This is a genomic window from Desulfuromonadaceae bacterium, from assembly GCA_019429445.1.
Classification (GTDB): domain Bacteria; phylum Desulfobacterota; class Desulfuromonadia; order Desulfuromonadales; family JAHYIW01; genus JAHYIW01.
On sequence record JAHYIW010000008.1, the window covers coordinates 19,420 to 35,482 of the forward strand.

Here is a 16,063-nt window from a genome sequence, read left to right on the forward strand (position 1 = left end):
ATTGTACAGACGATGCAGCGTAGCTTCAATCTCGGTCACTGTGACCCCCTTGATTTGTATCTGAAGTTGAATCCGCATGGTCCCGGTTTCCTGGAAAGTTGCCCGCCGCACAACCGGATCGGTCGCTACAGTATCGTTCCGCTGCAAATCCGCGACACATTTACGCTCACCGACAGCGGCCTGCTCCGGCAAGAGAACGGCCGCACAGAGCAGCTGGCGGGGGATGTCTTCGGGCGCTTGGCGGAAATTCTCACCGCCCGTGCGATTCCCGACCGGCCGGGGCTGCCTCCGTTTTGCGGCGGGTTCTTCGGCTACTTCGGTTACGACCTGTCCCGCGATATTGAAGTTCTGCCATTGCACGCCGAACGCGATCTATCCCTGCCGCGGCTGTGGCTGTCGTGGGTGGAGACTGTCGCCTGTTACGACCACCTTGAAAAGCGGCTGCATCTGACCAGTCTCGACCCGCAGGTTGATCTTGATGCACTTAAAAGACGCATTCGTGCTGCCGTAGCAGCGCCGTCGCGACCGGCAACAGCGGTGAACCACCCCCCCTTGCAACCGCTGATATCTGCCACCATCTACGCCGACAGTGTCCGCCGCGCGCGCGATTATATTGCCGCCGGGGATATTTATCAGGCCAATTTATCATGCCGTTTTAGCGGCCCGCCGATCGCTACCCCGACCGATCTTTATCGCGCCTTGCGCTCGATCAATCCATCCCCCTTTGCGTGCTACCTGCAAACTCCGCAGGTGACAATTATCTCATCCTCTCCTGAACGACTGGTCTCGCTGCACGACGGGGTTGCTGAAACCCGACCGATCGCCGGAACGCGGCCACGCGGCTACACCCCGCCCGAGGATCTCCGCCTCGGCGTGGAACTGCTCGGGAATGCCAAGGAATGTGCCGAGCATGTGATGCTCGTCGACCTGGAACGCAACGATCTCGGCAAGGTCTGCCGCACCGGCAGCGTCGCAGTCGATGAGCTGATGACGCTGGAGCGCTACTCGCATGTCACCCACATCGTCTCAAATGTGCGCGGCGAACTGCGCCCCGATTGCGGGCCGTTTGACCTGCTGCACGCGACTTTCCCCGGCGGGACGATCACCGGCGTCCCCAAAAAACGCTGCATGGAGATTATCGAGGAGCTGGAACCGGCGGGACGCGGCGTCTATACCGGCAGCGCCGGATATATCGGTGCCAACGGGCGCATCGACCTGAATATTCTGATCCGTACCTTTCAACAAACCGCTGACCAGCTCAGCTATCAGGTCGGTGCCGGAATCGTCGCCGATTCCGACCCGCAGCGCGAATGGGACGAATGTCTGGCCAAAGGACGGGCGATGCAATTATCTCTCCGTGGGGAGACACCATGATCGTCACTATCGATGGCAACTTTGTAACCCAAGCCGAGGCGCGAATACCGGTCAGCGACGGCGGTTTTCTCTACGGCGACACCCTTTTTGAAACCATCGCCATCGGTGACGGTCGCCTGCATTTTCGCCGCGAGCATCTTGAGCGGCTGTACCATGCCGCGCAGCTTTGTGAATTTTCCTGTCCGCACGCACTGATCAAGACAACTCTCGACGCCGTGCTGGAGCGCTTCGGCACCAGGGCCGGGAGGTTGCGGCTGACCTTGTCACGCGGCGATTATCACGGCCCGCTCCGACCGCCGGTAACCAGCGGACGCGTGGTGATCACCGCCAGTGAAACGACCACGGACTTCAGTGCGGAATGTCAGCTTGGTGTCGACTGTATTGCCGCCCCCAACCGCCGCGTCAACCCGCTGGCACCGCTGCCGCAGATGAAACGCGGCAATTATCAGGACTGCCTCTACGCCCTGCACCACGCGCGCCGTCGGGGAGCGTTTGAAGCGCTCTTTGTAACGCAAACAGGACATGTGCTCGAAGGTGCCACCAGCAACCTCTTTATCGTTCACAACGAGACGCTGATCACCCCGCCCCCCGGCGAACTGGTGCTGGCCGGCATCGTCCGTGCCCAAGTGCTGCGCGCTGCCGCCGAGTTGGATATTCCCTGCGTCGAAAACGCTATCAGCGTCGCTGCACTGGCTGGTGCGGAGGAGGCGTTTATCTGCAACAGTCTGGTCGGCCTGCTCCCGATTGCCCGCTGGCAGGGGGGCGCCCTGCACCGCGGGACGCTGTATCAACAACTTTCAGCCAGAATTGAGAACTACGCCTGATGGACCTCGTCACCCTCGCCGTCATTGCCGTGGCGCTGGCCATGGACGCTTTCGCCGTCGCCCTCGGCGTCGGTCTGATTCTGCCGCAGCTGACCGGTCGCCACCACTTTCGCCTCGGCTTTCATTTCGGCCTGTTTCAGGCGCTGATGCCGATCATCGGCTGGGCGGCAGGGCTGACGGTCAAGGACATCATCGCCGCCTATGACCACTGGATCGCCTTCGGCCTGCTGACCCTGATCGGCGTGCGGATGATTCGCGAAGCACTGACTGCAGACGCTGAAGAGGTCGACCCGCGCGACCCGACCCGCGGTATGTCGCTCGTCATGCTCTCCGTCGCCACCAGCATCGACGCCCTCGCCGTCGGCCTGTCACTGGCGCTGATCGGCGTCTCGATCTGGTTTCCGGCGTTTGTCATCGGCATCACCGCCGGAGGATTAACCGTCATCGGCCTGCTGTTGGGACGCCGGATCGGCGGCAAGTTCGGCAAGCCGGTGGAGATTGGCGGCGGAATCCTGTTGTGTCTGATCGGAATAAAGATTCTTGGTGAGCACCTGCTGTCGCACTGATCAACAGCCAAGAGAGGCAGGAATCCTTTTGCCGCGCCGATGCTATTCCCCGAAGGAGCTGACAACATGCCCGAACTGTTTACCGCTGAAATATTGTTGGCCCTGCTGACCCTGACTGCCCTGGAAATTGTTCTCGGCATCGACAACATCGTCTTCATCTCCATCCTCGTCGGCCGCCTGCCGGAAGCGCAACGCCAAAAAGCCCGTTTCATCGGCCTTGGTCTGGCGATGCTGACCCGCATCCTGTTGTTACTGTCGTTGACCTGGGTGATGGGGCTAACCGCACCGTTGTTCGCCGTTGTTGAGCATAACGTCTCCGGTCGCGACCTGATCCTGATCGGCGGCGGCCTGTTTTTGCTCTTTAAAAGCACCCATGAAATTCACAGCAGCCTCGAAGGATCGACCGCTAACGCACCGCCATCCACCGCCGCCGGTTTCGGCATTACGCTGATGCAGATCGCCCTGCTCGACATCATCTTCTCTCTCGATTCAGTCATCACCGCCGTTGGTCTTGCCCGCGATCTCTGGGTGATGATCACCGCCGTCGTCACGGCGGTGCTGGTAATGATGGTCGCCGCCAAAAGTATTGGCGAGTTTGTCGACACCCACCCGACCTTCAAGATGCTCGCCCTAAGTTTCCTCATCCTCATCGGCGTCACCCTCATCGCCGACGGACTCGGCTTCCACATCCCCAAAGGCTACATCTACTTCTCCATGGCCTTCTCCATCGGCGTCGAACTGCTCAACATGCGCCTGCGCAAACCGACAGTGCCGGTGCACCTGCGCAAGCCGATTGCCGAAGAGGAATGATCGTTCTACTGCACAACCGCAACCCCTGTTGCTTCAGTCTTGAGAAGCACGTTATGACCCGTGATGTTTATTACGCCTGAAGCTCTGAAAACCGCTTCCAATGCAAACTCGAATTTATCCCTGGTAAAAGGTTCTCTGGAAAAGCAGCGATGAATTCTCAAGTTGTCACCAAAATCGATGAGTGATTGGTCCGCAATAATGTCAGAAGCAGGCACGCTGTTGATTGTCCAGGATTGCAAAAATACTTGCACCCTGTTCTGAACTCGGGTCGAATTCCGAAAACCGGGACATCAACGAACCAGTGAGGGGAAACACCCATGCTCGTTGCTGCAACATCAAATCCGAAAAAATTTATAAACCGGGTGCTGTTCAGTCTGTTGCTGTTAGTGTTGAGCGCCACTCTGGCGCAGGCTTTCGAGCCGATGCTGCCCCAGACCGACCCAGGCGACAGTGATCTTCGGGGGTGGTTGATGAGTGAAAAACTTGACGGGGTACGGGCGCGCTGGGATGGTCGTCAGCTTTGGTCGAAAAATGGCAGAAAATTTTTTCCGCCTGCAGAATTTACCCGCAACCTGCCCCCCTTTGCCGTTGAGGGCGAACTCTGGGGCGGGAGGGGGACCTTTGAGCAGACGGTTTCGATTGTCAGCAGCCAGCAAGCGCATGGGGGCTGGCTGGGGCTGAAACTGGGAATTTTCGATCTTCCGGACGCTGCGGGCGGCTTTAGCCAGCGGATTGAACAAGCACGCTCCTGGTTGGCAGAGCATCCCACGGACTATGCCTTTGTGATAGAACAGATTCCGGTGCGTGATCGGGCACAGGTGCAGATGGAGCTGCAGCGGCTGGAAAATATCGGCGGGGAAGGTCTCATCGTGCGGCGGCCCGACAGCCTTTACCGTGGCGGGCGCAGCGCCGAAATCCTCAAAGTTAAAACCTGTCTGGATGCCGAAGCGAAGGTTGTCGCACACCTTCCCGGTCAGGGGCGCAACGCCGGTCGTCTGGGGGCGCTGCTGGTGGAAGAAAAGAACGGCGCTGCTTTCAGAATCGGCACCGGTTTCAGTGACGAGCAACGCAACAACCCGCCGCCGGTCGGCAGCCTGGTCACGTTCAAATATTATGGCCGCTACGCTTCAGGCTTACCAAAGTTCCCGGTCTTCCTGCGCATACGGACCGACAGCGCACTCTGAATCGGTACGGGGTGCGAACAGTCGGTGGTGCGCTGAAAAACAGAGTTCGGCCTCGGCCAGAAGCAGGCAGCCAGGCATTCCCCCTGCCCATTCGCTGCCCGGTCGGGATCGTCCAGGCAGCATTGAAATTTCCCCCGGCAGGTCAGCGGAGGCGGTCCAGCACTCCTGCCAGGGCCAGGTTGAACCCGGACGGATCTTCCATTTGCACAGTGGTTTAGTCTTTCGTCATCAGTCATTCTCAATTTTTGTGCCGTATTATCAGAGTATTACAGCGTCTGTCGCTTATCTTCTTCACCGGCATACCATGCAAGGTAAAAAGAAAAGGCGACCATAAGGTCGCCCGTTTCTTCACTGTTTTTATGCTGTTTTTCAGTAGACCGGAAACATCTGCTCTTCGTTCCAGGCTTCGATGCTCTGCTCGATACTTGCTCCGGTTGCCATCTTTTCACAATCGTCATTTGAGCAGTAAACGCCCCATTGACTGCCTGGCGCGTAGCCGCTGGGACCAAAAATTTTTGCCTGACCGCCGCATCGGCACGGGACTGCGTGATCGTAATGATGAGCTTCCATTTGGTTCTTCCTTTCAACGAGAGCGTGAATCGTCTGTTTAACAATCACATTATTGTTATTTTATCTTATATATAGTAACTTCTGCGCTGAGTCAACCTTTTTGCGCGGATTTTTTACGCCGATGACCGGCTAAACGGCGCCCTGAAGGATCTTCCCACGCCCCTAAAACAGATATTTTTCCGATTCCAGGGCCGCATTTGCCAGGGTGTGCTTGGCCTGCAACAGACCTCGCGCATCGTACTTGGCAAAACGGCGGATACCACTGAGGATCATCGTCAGGGTGTCCCCTTCTTCAACATAGCAGGCCCCCTTCTTTGCGGCGGTGCTGATAATTTCAGTGGCGCTGAAGGCACATACCTTGACTGCGGCCTGAAGCCATTCACGTTTTGCCTCACTGGCTGCCGGGTAACCTTTCTCAGCTCGTAGAACGGCACTTTCGAGGGCAAAGATCTGCATCGAGATATCGGCGGCGGTGAGGAGTATTTCCTGCTGATCAGCCAACTTGTCCATGAACTTCTGCACCGCTGCACCGGAGAGGATCAGGAACAGGGTCTTGACCGGTAGCAATCATGGCGGTAACAAATTCAGGAACCCTGAAAATATCGCGTTCCTCATCATCGGTCAAAAGTTCGTACGCATTGTTGCCGACATGTGCCAGGGTATCGATGCCGACCAGGTCAGCGGTCTTGAAAACAGCACTTTGGGGACGCGCGGTTGCCGGTCCGGCGACCATATCAACATCCTCAACACTCAATCCCGTCTCGACCATATGTTGCATCCCGTTATAGATGGCGTAGACCCCGATCCGGTTGCGAACCTGCGGACTCTCCAACGTCAGTCCTGCCCCCTCTTCCGTTGCGGTCAATTCACGCGGAACGATGGCAAGTAACAGCACGTCAAGCCCTGCATTGGCCAGATGAGCGGCGATAGTTGCGCCCATGACGCCTGAGCCGAGAACAGCGGCCCGATTGATTTGTCTCATCCTTTGCCTCCATTTACACCTGTGGGAATTTCGGGTACCGATTGACGGGGTGTGGCGGCGATTGACCGCACCATTTCTTCAATTATTGGCTTAATAATATCTTTCTTTTACGTACACGTCAAACAGATATAGAACGATTTTTTTACGCCAATTTACTGATGGCTGAATTTTTGGAGGCGGGACGGGCATAAAGACAGTGAGGATGAAAGGTTTTTCAGGGGCGAAAACCTGCATCAGACAGGTCGAGGTCCTGAAAAACCGGCGCAACGCAGCAGGGTGGATTTTTTGCGACGCCAGCCTGTTTAATCGACTGCGTAAGCTCCCTTGGTCTGCTCCAGTTTGGTCGCATACTGCGCCAGCAGAACCCGACGGGAGAGCATGAAGAGGACTTTTTGCGCGTCATCATCGGCAACGACCGGGATCTCTTCGAGGCCGCGACTGGTAAACTTGCGCAGTGCCTCGCTGAGCGTTTCGTTCGGGGTGCAGGAAACGATTTGTGCGGTGGCAATATCACGGGCGAGAATCAGCCCGGGAGGAATATCTTCGTGAAGAATGCGCCGGATATCATTGATTGAAAAGATGCCGGTCATTTGATTCTCCGCGTTGACCGTCAGATAGTAGGCACCATCAGCCTGAGCGATGCGCTTCATGACCTCGGGCAGCGGCAGATGTTCCGGAATAAAGGTCGGTTTTCGGCCATGTTCTGCCAGATCACGGATACGGATGCCTTCGAGAACATCGATAACGAAATCACCGAGGTGGGCGGGGGAGTCGAGACGACTGTCAACCTGCTTGGCGTAAATCGAGTTCTTCGGAAAAATGATCATGGCGATGACGCAGACCAGCATCAGCGGGGCCAGCAGGCCATAGTTACCGGTCAGTTCGCTGACCATGATCAGGGTGGCAATCGGCGTTTTGGAGACGCCGGAGAAGAACCCGGCCATGCCGATCAGGACGTAGGCACGGGGGTCATCGACCAGAACCGGGAAGAACAGATCGGCACTGGCGCCGAACGCGCCGCCGAGCATCGCGCCGATCACCAGACTGGGGGCGAAAACGCCGCCGGAACCGCCGGAAGAAATCGTCAGGCTGGTGGCGAGGATCTTTGCCACGGCGACGACGATCATGATCCAGATGGCAACTTTGCCGTAAAGTGCAGCCTGCACCATGCCATAGCCGGAGCCGAGAACCTGGGGGATAAAGAGGGCGAGGATGCCAAGGAGCAGGCCGCCGAGGGCCGGTCGGTAGCACGGGTCAAGCGGGATACGCTTGAAAAGATCGCGCATTCCGTAGAAAAACTTGACGTAAGCTTTCCCGAAAAGCGCGCAAAGGACGCCGAGGGCCAGAAAGAGCAGGAGTTCCGGAGGGTGATCGAAGCTGAAGCGCGGCGTGGCCAGCAACGGCTGCCAGCCGGTGACAGCACCGAAGAGGGAGTAGGCGACAATTGAGGAGATGATACAGGGGATCAGTCCCTCATGTTCAAACTCCGACTTGCGATAGAGGACTTCGACGGCAAAGAGGGCACCGCCCAGAGGGGCGCGAAAGGTGGCCCCGATACCGCCCGCCATCCCGGCGAGGAGCAGAATGCGGCGTTCCGCCGAAGTCAATTTCAATTTACTACTGAGAAAAGAACCGAAACTTGCGCCGATGTGTGCAATCGGCCCCTCGCGTCCAGCGGAACCGCCGGTGCCGATCGTTGCAATCGATGCAAACGCCTTGATAAACGGGACGCGACCGCGAATATAGCCCCCCTTGTTGTGAAAGGCGTCGATAGCGGCATCGGTGCCGTGCCCTTCCGCTTCGGGAGCAAACTTGTAGACCAGAAAACCCGATACGAGCCCGCCGATGACCGGAACCAGAAAGAGGAACCAGCTGTGTTCCATGTGCAGCGAATTAATTATTCCTGCGCCGAAATGGCTGATTGGCGCCCCTTCTTCAGGCGGGTGAAACCCGCCCATCCCTTTCAGGAAAAAAGCGTCGACAGCATTGGCACAATAGTAAAAAACCACGGCCCCCAAACCCGAGACGAACCCGACCAGGATACTGAGGAGCAGCGGACGGCGCATGGCGCGGAAATCAAAATGAGGAAAAACGCTGGCAGAAAAACAGGTTTTCATCGGGTTTTATTCAATCGGAAGTATTTGCAGTAAGCCGCAGGCCGGTTGTCATCAGGGTGAACAACTGCGAAAATTAGCAGCAAGGGGCTGACAAATCAAGCTCTTTTGAGATGTTATTAACGTTAACCCTCTCCGGTTATGTCCATAAACCGGGATAATCATCGCGTCCCACCCGGAAATCTGCTATTCGATTGACTTGCTTTGGTTCTTTCTGCTAAAAGCGAAGAACAATTGAACGTCCAGGTGCCTTGCCAATCGACCTGCAAGGAGAATAGGGAAGAGGGTGTGACTCCCTCGCTGCCCCGCAACTGTGTGTGGTGATGCCCGTCGCAACCAGCCACTGTCCGATTTCGGATGGGAAGGCGCGCCGGTGCAGATGACCCACGAGCCAGGAGACCTGCCCGGACGCCAGATACGAATCTTTCGCGGGAGAGGTTCGGGTCGCTGACGACTCCGTCATCAACCCCGAACTTCCTCCAGAAGTCCGGGGTTTTTTAATTGCTGAAAGCCCCCAGGAGATACGATGCAGAAGGGCCTCCTCCAGATCTATAGCGGAGACGGAAAGGGTAAAACGACCGCTTCAGTCGGGCTGATTGTGCGCGCCCTGGGACAGGGACTGCGGGTGCTGTGGGTGAGATTGCTGAAACCGGTCGCGCCGCCGAGCGGCGAGGTGATCTTTCTGGAGGGGACGGCGGGACTGGAAATCATTACCGCCGGCGTCGGTATCATCGGTCGCAAAGTGCCGCTAGACGAGGTACGGGACAACGTTGAACAGGCGTTTCGGGCAGCGGTGGCGCGGATCACCGCCGAATCGTTTGACCTGCTGGTGATCGACGAGATCAACAATGCGCTGCATCGTAGCTATCTTGATCTGGACGAAGTACTGTCTTTTCTCGACGGTCGCCCGGATCAGCTTGAAGTCGTGCTTACCGGACGACATGCCCCTGCCGCCCTGATCGACCGCGCCGAGCTGGTGACACAGATGGAAAAACTTAAACATCCGTACGCTGCCGGGATCCCGGCGCGGCGGGGAATTGAATACTGAGATGGGCAAACTGATCCTGATCACCGGTGGGACGCGTTCGGGAAAGAGCCACTTCGCACAGATGCAGGCGGAAAAGTGCGCGGGAAGACTGCTCTATGTGGCGACCGCCGGGACTCACGACGATGAAATGCGTGAACGGGTGCGATTGCACCAGACCGCGCGCGGGGCACGCTGGGAAACGCTCGAAGAGCCGTATCGGTGGCCGGAGCAGCTCTTGCCAGTGGTCGACAAGCAGGGCGCGGTGCTGGTCGATTGCATCACCCTGTGGCTGAGTAATCTCTTTTTTCGCTACGAAGAAGATGTTGACCGCGTGCGCCACGAAGTGACACGGGGACTGACGTTGCTGAAGCCACTCGATGTCCCGGTTTTGCTGGTGACCAACGAAGTGGGTTCCGGGATCGTCCCGGACAATCGCCTGGCGCGGATCTTTCGTGATCTGGCCGGTGAAGTCAATCAGCAACTGGGCGCGATGGCCGATGAAGCCTGGCTGGTGGTGGCGGGTTTGCCGCTGCGCCTGAAGTAATAAACTCACTGCGGGCAACCGCATTTTTGCACGAGGTGGTCTATGCAACAAATGACTCTGCATACCGCGCTGGACAAGATCAAGGGCGTCTCGGCGGTAAAGCTGGCCGAAATTCAGGCACAAATCAATTGTCAATGTAAACCAAAAGGGTCACTTGGACGGCTGGAAGAGTTCGCGCGCCGTTACGTTGCGATCACCGGCCAGGATACGGTTGGGAAAAAGGTCATTTTCACTTTCGCCGGTGATCACGGGGTGGTTGAAGAAGGGATCAGTGCCTTCCCTAAAGAAGTGACCCCGCAGATGGTTTACACTTTTATTGACGGCGGGGCCGGGATCAATGCGTTGGCCCGCCAGGTCGGTGCCGAAGTCATTGCGGTCGACATGGGGGTTGACCACGAGTTCAAACCCCTCAGCGGCTTGATGATCAAAAAAGTCGCCCCTGGCACCGCCAACTTTACCAAGGGCCCGGCGATGACCCGCCAGCAGGCAATCCAGTGCCTCGAAACCGGGATTGAACTGGCGGTCTTCTGCAAGGAGGCCGGGGTGACGCTGGTCGGTACGGGGGATATGGGGATCGGCAACACCACCTCCTCGGCAGCGATTGTGGCCGCCATTACCGGACTGCCCGTACGCAAGGTGACCGATCGCGGCACCGGAATCAACGACGAGATGTTGGCACATAAAATTGCGGTGATCGAAAAGGGTCTCGAAGTCAATCAGCCCGATGCAAATGATCCGGTCGATGTGCTGGCGAAGGTAGGTGGCTTCGAAATCGGCGGAATTACCGGGCTGGTGATTGGGTGCGCCGCAGTTGGCATTCCGGTGGCGATCGATGGTTTTATCTCGACCGCCGGAGCGCTGCTCGCCTCAGAGCTGCATATGCATGTTCGTGACTACATCTTCGCCGCGCATAAATCGGTTGAAATCGGTCACAGCCATGCCCTCGAACGAATTAAACAAAAACCGATGCTTGACCTGGAGATGCGTCTTGGTGAAGGGACTGGAGCCGCCCTGGCGATGGGGCTGATCGAGGCGTCTTTGAGCGCTTATCGTGACATCAAAACATTTGATCAAGCCGGCGTTACCAAGGGCGGCAACCTGTGAGCAAGAGGGACTGGGACGATTTGCGGTTGGCCGGTGCGTTCCTGACCGTCTTTCCCGTGGCTCGAAATCGAGACGACAAAGAATTCAAGGCCGAAGAACTGGCGCGGAGTATGGCGTTTTTCCCGGCAGTCGGTCTGGTCCTCGGTCTGGCGCTGGTGGTGATCGATTGGGTCCTCGGCGGATTGATCCCGCGTCCGGTTCTCGACTGTCTGTTACTCCTTGGCCTGATTATCATCACCGGAGCGCTGCACCTTGACGGCATCGCCGATCTGATCGATGGCCTGGCCGGGGGACGCGATCGGGCCGACATCCTGCGGATCATGAAGGACAGCCGGGTTGGCGCGATCGGCGCCGTTGGGCTGGTCATGATCTTGCTGCTCAAGTACCTGTCCCTCTTTAACCTGCCGCTGGAAATAAAATCTGCGGCGCTGTTGCTGATGCCTGCCGCCGGGCGCTGGATGCAGGTGGTGATGGCGGTCAATTGCCCCTACATTCGCTCCGAGGGGGGCACCGGCGGGGCATTTGTCGACAACGTCGGCGAACGCGAACTGCTCATTGCCAGCGGCACGCTGGTGCTTGCCACGCTGATTCTGTGCGGTGCCAAAGGGGTGGTATTCTGTTTCCTGGTGGCCGGCTGCGCCTGGGTGCTGATGGCCTACTTTCGGCGGCGACTTGGCGGGGTCACAGGGGATGTACTTGGCGCGGCAACCGAGATCACCGAAGTCTTTGCCCTGATCGCACTGTTGGCGCTGTACTGATGATAGCAACCAGAACCCGCCTCTATCTCGCCCGTCACGGTCAGGTCGAGGGACATCAGCAGAAACGCTATAACGGGCAGAACGACGTCGCACTGACCGCTCTCGGTCGTGAGCAGTCCCAGCGACTCGCGGCGCGGCTGGCAGCTGAACATATCGTTGCCACCTACAGCAGCGATCTCAGTCGCTGCGTCTATGCCGCCCGGCAGATTGCCGCGCCTCACGGCCATGCGCCAGTCAGCGTTTTGCATCTGCGCGAATTGCATATCGGGGAGTGGGAGGGGAAACCGTGGCAGCAGTTGATGACGGAATACCCCGCACAGTGGCAGGCACGGCTTGATGACATCGTCCATTACCCCGCGCCCGGCGGTGAAAGTCTGCACACCATGGCACTGCGGGTGCGTGCGGCGCTGCGGCAAATTATCGAGCGGCACCGGGGGAAAGAGCTGGTCGTGGTCGCCCACGGTGGTGTCAACCGGGCCATTTTGCTCGATGCGCTCGGCGCGCCACTGGAAAAACTGTTTTCGCTCGAACAAGACTACGGTTGCCTTAATATCATCGATTACTATCCCGATGGAATCAGCGTGGTGAAGTTGCTCAATGGCTAACATCCCCGCCCTGGTGATCGCCGCACCGGCCAGCGGCAGCGGCAAGACGACCGTGACCCTCGGTCTGCTGGCGGCGCTCAACCGGCGCGGGCTGACCGTGGCCCCGTTCAAGGTCGGCCCCGACTTTATCGATCCGGGGCATCATGCCCGCGTCTGCGGACGCCCGTCACGCAATCTCGACGGCTGGATGTGCGGCGAGCAGCAGGTGCGCGAGACCTTTGGACGCGGGTGCGAGGGGGCCGATATCGCCCTCATTGAAGGGGTGATGGGGCTGTTCGACGGCGCTGCCGGGGACAGCGAGGTCGGCAGCACGGCGGAGATTGCCAAGTGGCTCAATCTGCCGGTTCTGCTGATCGTCGACGCGCGTTCGCAGGCGCGCAGTGCGGCGGCGCTGGTCAAAGGGTTCGTCGATTTTGATCCGGCGTTGCGCTTTGCCGGTGTTCTGTTCAATCGCGTCGGCAGCACACGGCACGCGCAGCTGCTGGGTGAGGCGATGGCTTCAACGGTGGACCTGCCAGCAGTCCTCGGCTGTCTGCCCCGCCGTGACGCAGTTGCTATGGCGGAACGTCATTTGGGGTTGGTGACGGCGGAGGACGGCGGGAACAATAACGTTTTTTACGAACAGCTGGCGGATTGGGTGGAGGCGCACGTTGATGTGGATGCCTTGCACTTACCCCCCTTTGAAAAGGGGGGGGCGAGGGGACTTGCAGTAAAGGAAGCAATCCCCCTCAATCCCCCTTTGTTAAAGGGGGAGGCTAGACTCCGCATCGGCGTCGCACGTGACGCCGCGTTCTGCTTCTACTATCCGGAGAATCTGGAATTGCTGGCGGCAGCGGGGGCCGAGCTGGTGGAATTTTCACCGCTCAGCGATGCGCACCTGCCGGAAAAGCTCGCGGGACTCTATCTCGGGGGAGGATACCCGGAACTGTATGCGGAGCAGTTGGCGAAGAACACTTCGTTGCGCAACGAGATCCGTCGTGCGGCGAAGACCGGCCTGCCGATTTACGCCGAATGTGGCGGTTTCATCTATCTCGCCGCCGCCGTTGCTGAGCATAACTTGTGCGGCATCTTCCCTGGCCAGGCCAGATTGCTGCACCGGCGCAAAGCGCTCGGTTATCGGGAAGTTGTCTTTACCGCCGACACCCCGCTTGGTCCGGCGGGAAGTGTGGCGCGTGGGCATGAGTTCCACTACACCGAACTTAAGCTGCCGGATGAGGTCGCGCGCTGCTATCGGATGCAACGCCGCGACGGCGAGCCACTCGGCAGTGAAGGCTATCGCATCAACAACGTCCTCGGTTCGTACGTTCATCTGCATTTTGGCAGCAATCCGGCAGTGGCGGCGAATTTTGTAGATTTTTGTCGTAAACAAAGAGGCTGATTTTACCACGGAGAGCACGGAGAGCACGGAGAGCACGGAGGACACAGAGAGCACGGAGAATAAAAATTGTCTTTGTTTTGATTTTATAACTCTCCGTGCTCTCTGTGTCCTCCGTGGTGATAAAAAATTTTCAGGAGGCAGTACATTGGCAACCCAGATTGAATTGGCCCGACAGGGCGTGACCACGACGCAGATGACGACGATCGCCGAGCGCGAGAATATCGAATCCGAATATGTGCGGCAGATGGTCGCGGAAGGGAAGATTGTCATTCCGTGGAACCACAACCGCGAGCCGCAGGCGGTCGGCATCGGCAAGGGGCTGAGCACCAAGATCAACGCGTCGATCGGCACCTCTTCCGACATTGTCGATTACGACGCCGAAGTGCGCAAAGCCAAGGCCGCACAGGCTGCCGGGGCGGATACGCTGATGGAACTCTCGGTCGGCGGCGATCTCGACCGGGTGCGGCGCGAAGTCATCGCCGCCGTCGATCTGCCGGTCGGCAACGTGCCGCTCTATCAGGCCTTCTGCGAGGCGGCGCGCAAGTACGGCGATCCGAACAAGCTTGACGAGGAGATGCTCTTCGACATCATCGAGCAGCAATGCGCCGACGGCATGGCGTTCATGGCGGTCCATTGCGGGATCAACCTCTATACCCTGGAGCGGCTGCGCAAGCAGGGCTACCGCTACGGCGGGCTGGTCTCCAAAGGGGGCGTGTCGATGGTCGCCTGGATGATCGCCAACAACCGGGAAAATCCACTTTACGAAAAATTCGACCGGGTGGTCGACATCCTGAAAAAATACGATACTGTCCTGTCCCTCGGCAATGGTCTGCGCGCCGGGGCGATTCACGATTCGTCCGACCGGGCACAGATTCAGGAGTTGCTGATCAACTGCGAGCTGGCCGAACTCGGTCGCGAGATGGGGTGTCAGATGCTGGTCGAGGGGCCGGGGCATGTCCCGCTCGACGAGATCGAAGGGAATATCCAGCTGCAAAAACGGATGAGCGGCGGCGCGCCGTACTACATGCTCGGACCGATCACCTGCGATGTCGCCCCCGGCTACGATCATATCACCGCCGCCATCGGTTCGGCGCAGTCGAGTCGCTACGGCGCCGACCTGATCTGCTATATCACTCCGGCCGAGCATCTGGCGTTGCCGAACGAGCAGGATGTCATCGATGGCGTCAAGACCGCGAAGATCGCCGCCTACATCGGCGACATGAACAAATATCCGGAAAAAGGGCGTGCGCGCGACAAAGAGATGAGCAAGGCCCGTCGCGATCTCAACTGGGAAAAACAGTTCGAGCTGGCCCTCTTCCCCGCCGATGCCAGGGCGATCCGCGCCAGCCGGACGCCGGAAGACGAAGACACCTGCACGATGTGTGGTGAGTTCTGCGCCTCCCGCGGCGCGGGGAAACTTTTCGCCGGTGATTTGAAAGGCGACAAGATCTGAATTATTTACCACAGAGAGCACGGAGATCACGGAGAAAGCTTTTCAGTAATGAGTTGAATCTCCGTGTTCTCCGTGTCCTCCGTGGTATATGAGAATATTCAAAATCGATTTTTTACGTTTCCAGGCGCAGGAAAGTGGAGTGCAAGACTCCCGCGGACCCGCCGCCGTGACGGGGGACTGACCTCTCATTATGCCACTGCCGGTTTTCAAGCCGGACGGGAAGGCGGGAGGAAGGGACGATCCCGGAGCCGGAAAGCCTGTCTGGAAATGGAATCGAGCGCTGAAGGTAAAGGCGGTCGGTGGGTAGTCGTCTATCCCCCGGTCGCATACCGGGGGATTTTTTAATGCCCCAACAGAAGGAGATCAACATTCATGAAGACCGCCATACTGCTGATGGGGCACGGTTCCCGTATCGCCGAAGCCAACCGTGCCCTCGATGCGATCGCCGTACTTGTCAAGGAACAGACCGGTTATGAAATCGTCGAGGTGTCGTTCCGGGAGATGCATCCCCCCTCGATTCAGGACGGTATCGACCGCTGTGTCGCCCAGGGTGCGCAGCGTATCCTGCTCTATCCCTACTTCCTCTTTGCCGGGGCGCATGTGCTGGAGGATCTGCCAGCGGAAATAGCAGCGGCGATCAAGCGCCATCCCGGTCTGGAAATGAAACTCGGCAAGCCGCTCGGCGTTCACCCCAAGCTGGCCGAGATCGTTACCGAGCGCGTGACTGAATCGCTGACCGAGGCGGGATGGTAAGGTGCCGGCAGCACGGG

At 58.3% G+C, this 16,063-nt stretch carries 18 protein-coding genes and 2 riboswitches; of the genes, 13 read left to right on the top strand and 5 right to left on the bottom strand.

The window, feature by feature from the left end; all coding sequences use genetic code 11:
• Positions 1–12: 12 nt before the first annotated feature.
• The 4 genes from K0A93_04230 to K0A93_04245 all read left to right on the top strand — a co-directional run bounded on the left by K0A93_04230 (position 13) and on the right by K0A93_04245 (position 3,574).
• Complete coding sequence (locus tag K0A93_04230) at positions 13–1,374, top strand: anthranilate synthase component I family protein (GenBank protein ID MBW6511313.1); 1,362 nt, start codon at positions 13–15, stop codon at positions 1,372–1,374.
• A complete protein-coding gene (locus K0A93_04235) occupies positions 1,371–2,198 on the top strand; it encodes an aminotransferase class IV (GenBank protein ID MBW6511314.1) in 828 nt (275 codons plus the stop codon). The genes K0A93_04230 and K0A93_04235 overlap by 4 nt, the downstream gene beginning before the upstream one ends.
• Complete coding sequence (locus K0A93_04240) at positions 2,198–2,764, top strand: manganese efflux pump MntP family protein (protein ID MBW6511315.1); 567 nt, start codon at positions 2,198–2,200, stop codon at positions 2,762–2,764. Before K0A93_04235 ends, K0A93_04240 begins: the two co-directional genes overlap by 1 nt.
• Positions 2,765–2,830: 66 nt before the next feature.
• Positions 2,831–3,574, top strand: a complete 744-nt coding sequence (locus K0A93_04245) for a TerC family protein (protein MBW6511316.1) — start codon at positions 2,831–2,833, stop codon at positions 3,572–3,574.
• A gap of 5 nt (positions 3,575–3,579) precedes the next feature.
• Here the strand turns inward: K0A93_04245 and K0A93_04250 are convergent, their stop codons facing one another.
• Positions 3,580–3,813 (bottom strand): hypothetical protein, encoded by a 234-nt coding sequence (locus K0A93_04250; protein ID MBW6511317.1) that lies wholly within the window; start codon positions 3,811–3,813, stop codon positions 3,580–3,582.
• A gap of 78 nt (positions 3,814–3,891) precedes the next feature.
• Between K0A93_04250 and K0A93_04255 the strand changes: the two genes are divergently transcribed.
• Positions 3,892–4,758 carry a DNA ligase gene (locus tag K0A93_04255; GenBank protein ID MBW6511318.1) on the top strand — a complete coding sequence of 289 codons (867 nt, stop codon included), beginning with the start codon at positions 3,892–3,894 and terminating at the stop codon, positions 4,756–4,758.
• 369 nt (positions 4,759–5,127) lie between these two features.
• On the opposite strand, the gene K0A93_04260 is transcribed toward K0A93_04255, so the two are convergent.
• From K0A93_04260 to K0A93_04275, 4 genes are all read right to left on the bottom strand, one after another.
• A complete protein-coding gene (locus K0A93_04260; protein MBW6511319.1) occupies positions 5,128–5,328 on the bottom strand; it encodes a hypothetical protein in 201 nt (66 codons plus the stop codon).
• Positions 5,329–5,490: 162 nt separating this feature from the next.
• Positions 5,491–5,838 (bottom strand): hypothetical protein, encoded by a 348-nt coding sequence (locus K0A93_04265; GenBank protein ID MBW6511320.1) that lies wholly within the window; start codon positions 5,836–5,838, stop codon positions 5,491–5,493.
• The gene (locus K0A93_04270) at positions 5,822–6,310 is read right to left on the bottom strand and encodes a hypothetical protein (GenBank protein MBW6511321.1); all 489 of its coding nucleotides are present in this window, start codon (positions 6,308–6,310) and stop codon (positions 5,822–5,824) included. The genes K0A93_04265 and K0A93_04270 overlap by 17 nt, the downstream gene beginning before the upstream one ends.
• A 302-nt stretch (positions 6,311–6,612) precedes the next feature.
• On the bottom strand, positions 6,613–8,427 hold the full coding sequence (locus K0A93_04275; GenBank protein MBW6511322.1) for a chloride channel protein: 1,815 nt from the start codon (positions 8,425–8,427) through the stop codon (positions 6,613–6,615).
• 224 nt (positions 8,428–8,651) lie between these two features.
• Positions 8,652–8,847: riboswitch (cobalamin riboswitch) on the top strand.
• 103 nt (positions 8,848–8,950) lie between these two features.
• On the opposite strand from K0A93_04275, the gene K0A93_04280 reads away from it, so the two are divergent.
• The 8 genes from K0A93_04280 to K0A93_04315 all read left to right on the top strand — a co-directional run bounded on the left by K0A93_04280 (position 8,951) and on the right by K0A93_04315 (position 16,046).
• Complete coding sequence (locus K0A93_04280) at positions 8,951–9,472, top strand: cob(I)yrinic acid a,c-diamide adenosyltransferase (GenBank protein ID MBW6511323.1); 522 nt, start codon at positions 8,951–8,953, stop codon at positions 9,470–9,472.
• Position 9,473: 1 nt separating this feature from the next.
• Positions 9,474–9,995 carry a bifunctional adenosylcobinamide kinase/adenosylcobinamide-phosphate guanylyltransferase gene (cobU, locus tag K0A93_04285; GenBank protein MBW6511324.1) on the top strand — a complete coding sequence of 174 codons (522 nt, stop codon included), beginning with the start codon at positions 9,474–9,476 and terminating at the stop codon, positions 9,993–9,995.
• 51 nt (positions 9,996–10,046) lie between these two features.
• Positions 10,047–11,099 carry a nicotinate-nucleotide--dimethylbenzimidazole phosphoribosyltransferase gene (gene cobT / locus K0A93_04290; protein MBW6511325.1) on the top strand — a complete coding sequence of 351 codons (1,053 nt, stop codon included), beginning with the start codon at positions 10,047–10,049 and terminating at the stop codon, positions 11,097–11,099.
• The gene (cobS, locus tag K0A93_04295; GenBank protein MBW6511326.1) at positions 11,096–11,857 is read left to right on the top strand and encodes an adenosylcobinamide-GDP ribazoletransferase; all 762 of its coding nucleotides are present in this window, start codon (positions 11,096–11,098) and stop codon (positions 11,855–11,857) included. The genes cobT and cobS overlap by 4 nt, the downstream gene beginning before the upstream one ends.
• Before the next feature lie 2 nt (positions 11,858–11,859).
• Positions 11,860–12,462, top strand: coding sequence for an alpha-ribazole phosphatase (gene cobC / locus K0A93_04300; protein ID MBW6511327.1), 603 nt, complete (start codon positions 11,860–11,862; stop codon positions 12,460–12,462).
• Position 12,463: 1 nt separating this feature from the next.
• Positions 12,464–13,840, top strand: coding sequence for a cobyrinate a,c-diamide synthase (locus K0A93_04305; protein ID MBW6511328.1), 1,377 nt, complete (start codon positions 12,464–12,466; stop codon positions 13,838–13,840).
• Between the two features lie 145 nt (positions 13,841–13,985).
• Positions 13,986–15,293 carry a phosphomethylpyrimidine synthase ThiC gene (thiC, locus tag K0A93_04310; protein ID MBW6511329.1) on the top strand — a complete coding sequence of 436 codons (1,308 nt, stop codon included), beginning with the start codon at positions 13,986–13,988 and terminating at the stop codon, positions 15,291–15,293.
• Positions 15,294–15,398: 105 nt separating this feature from the next.
• Positions 15,399–15,573: riboswitch (cobalamin riboswitch) on the top strand.
• Positions 15,574–15,665: 92 nt separating this feature from the next.
• Positions 15,666–16,046, top strand: coding sequence for a sirohydrochlorin cobaltochelatase (locus K0A93_04315; protein MBW6511330.1), 381 nt, complete (start codon positions 15,666–15,668; stop codon positions 16,044–16,046).
• Positions 16,047–16,063: the final 17 nt, after the last annotated feature.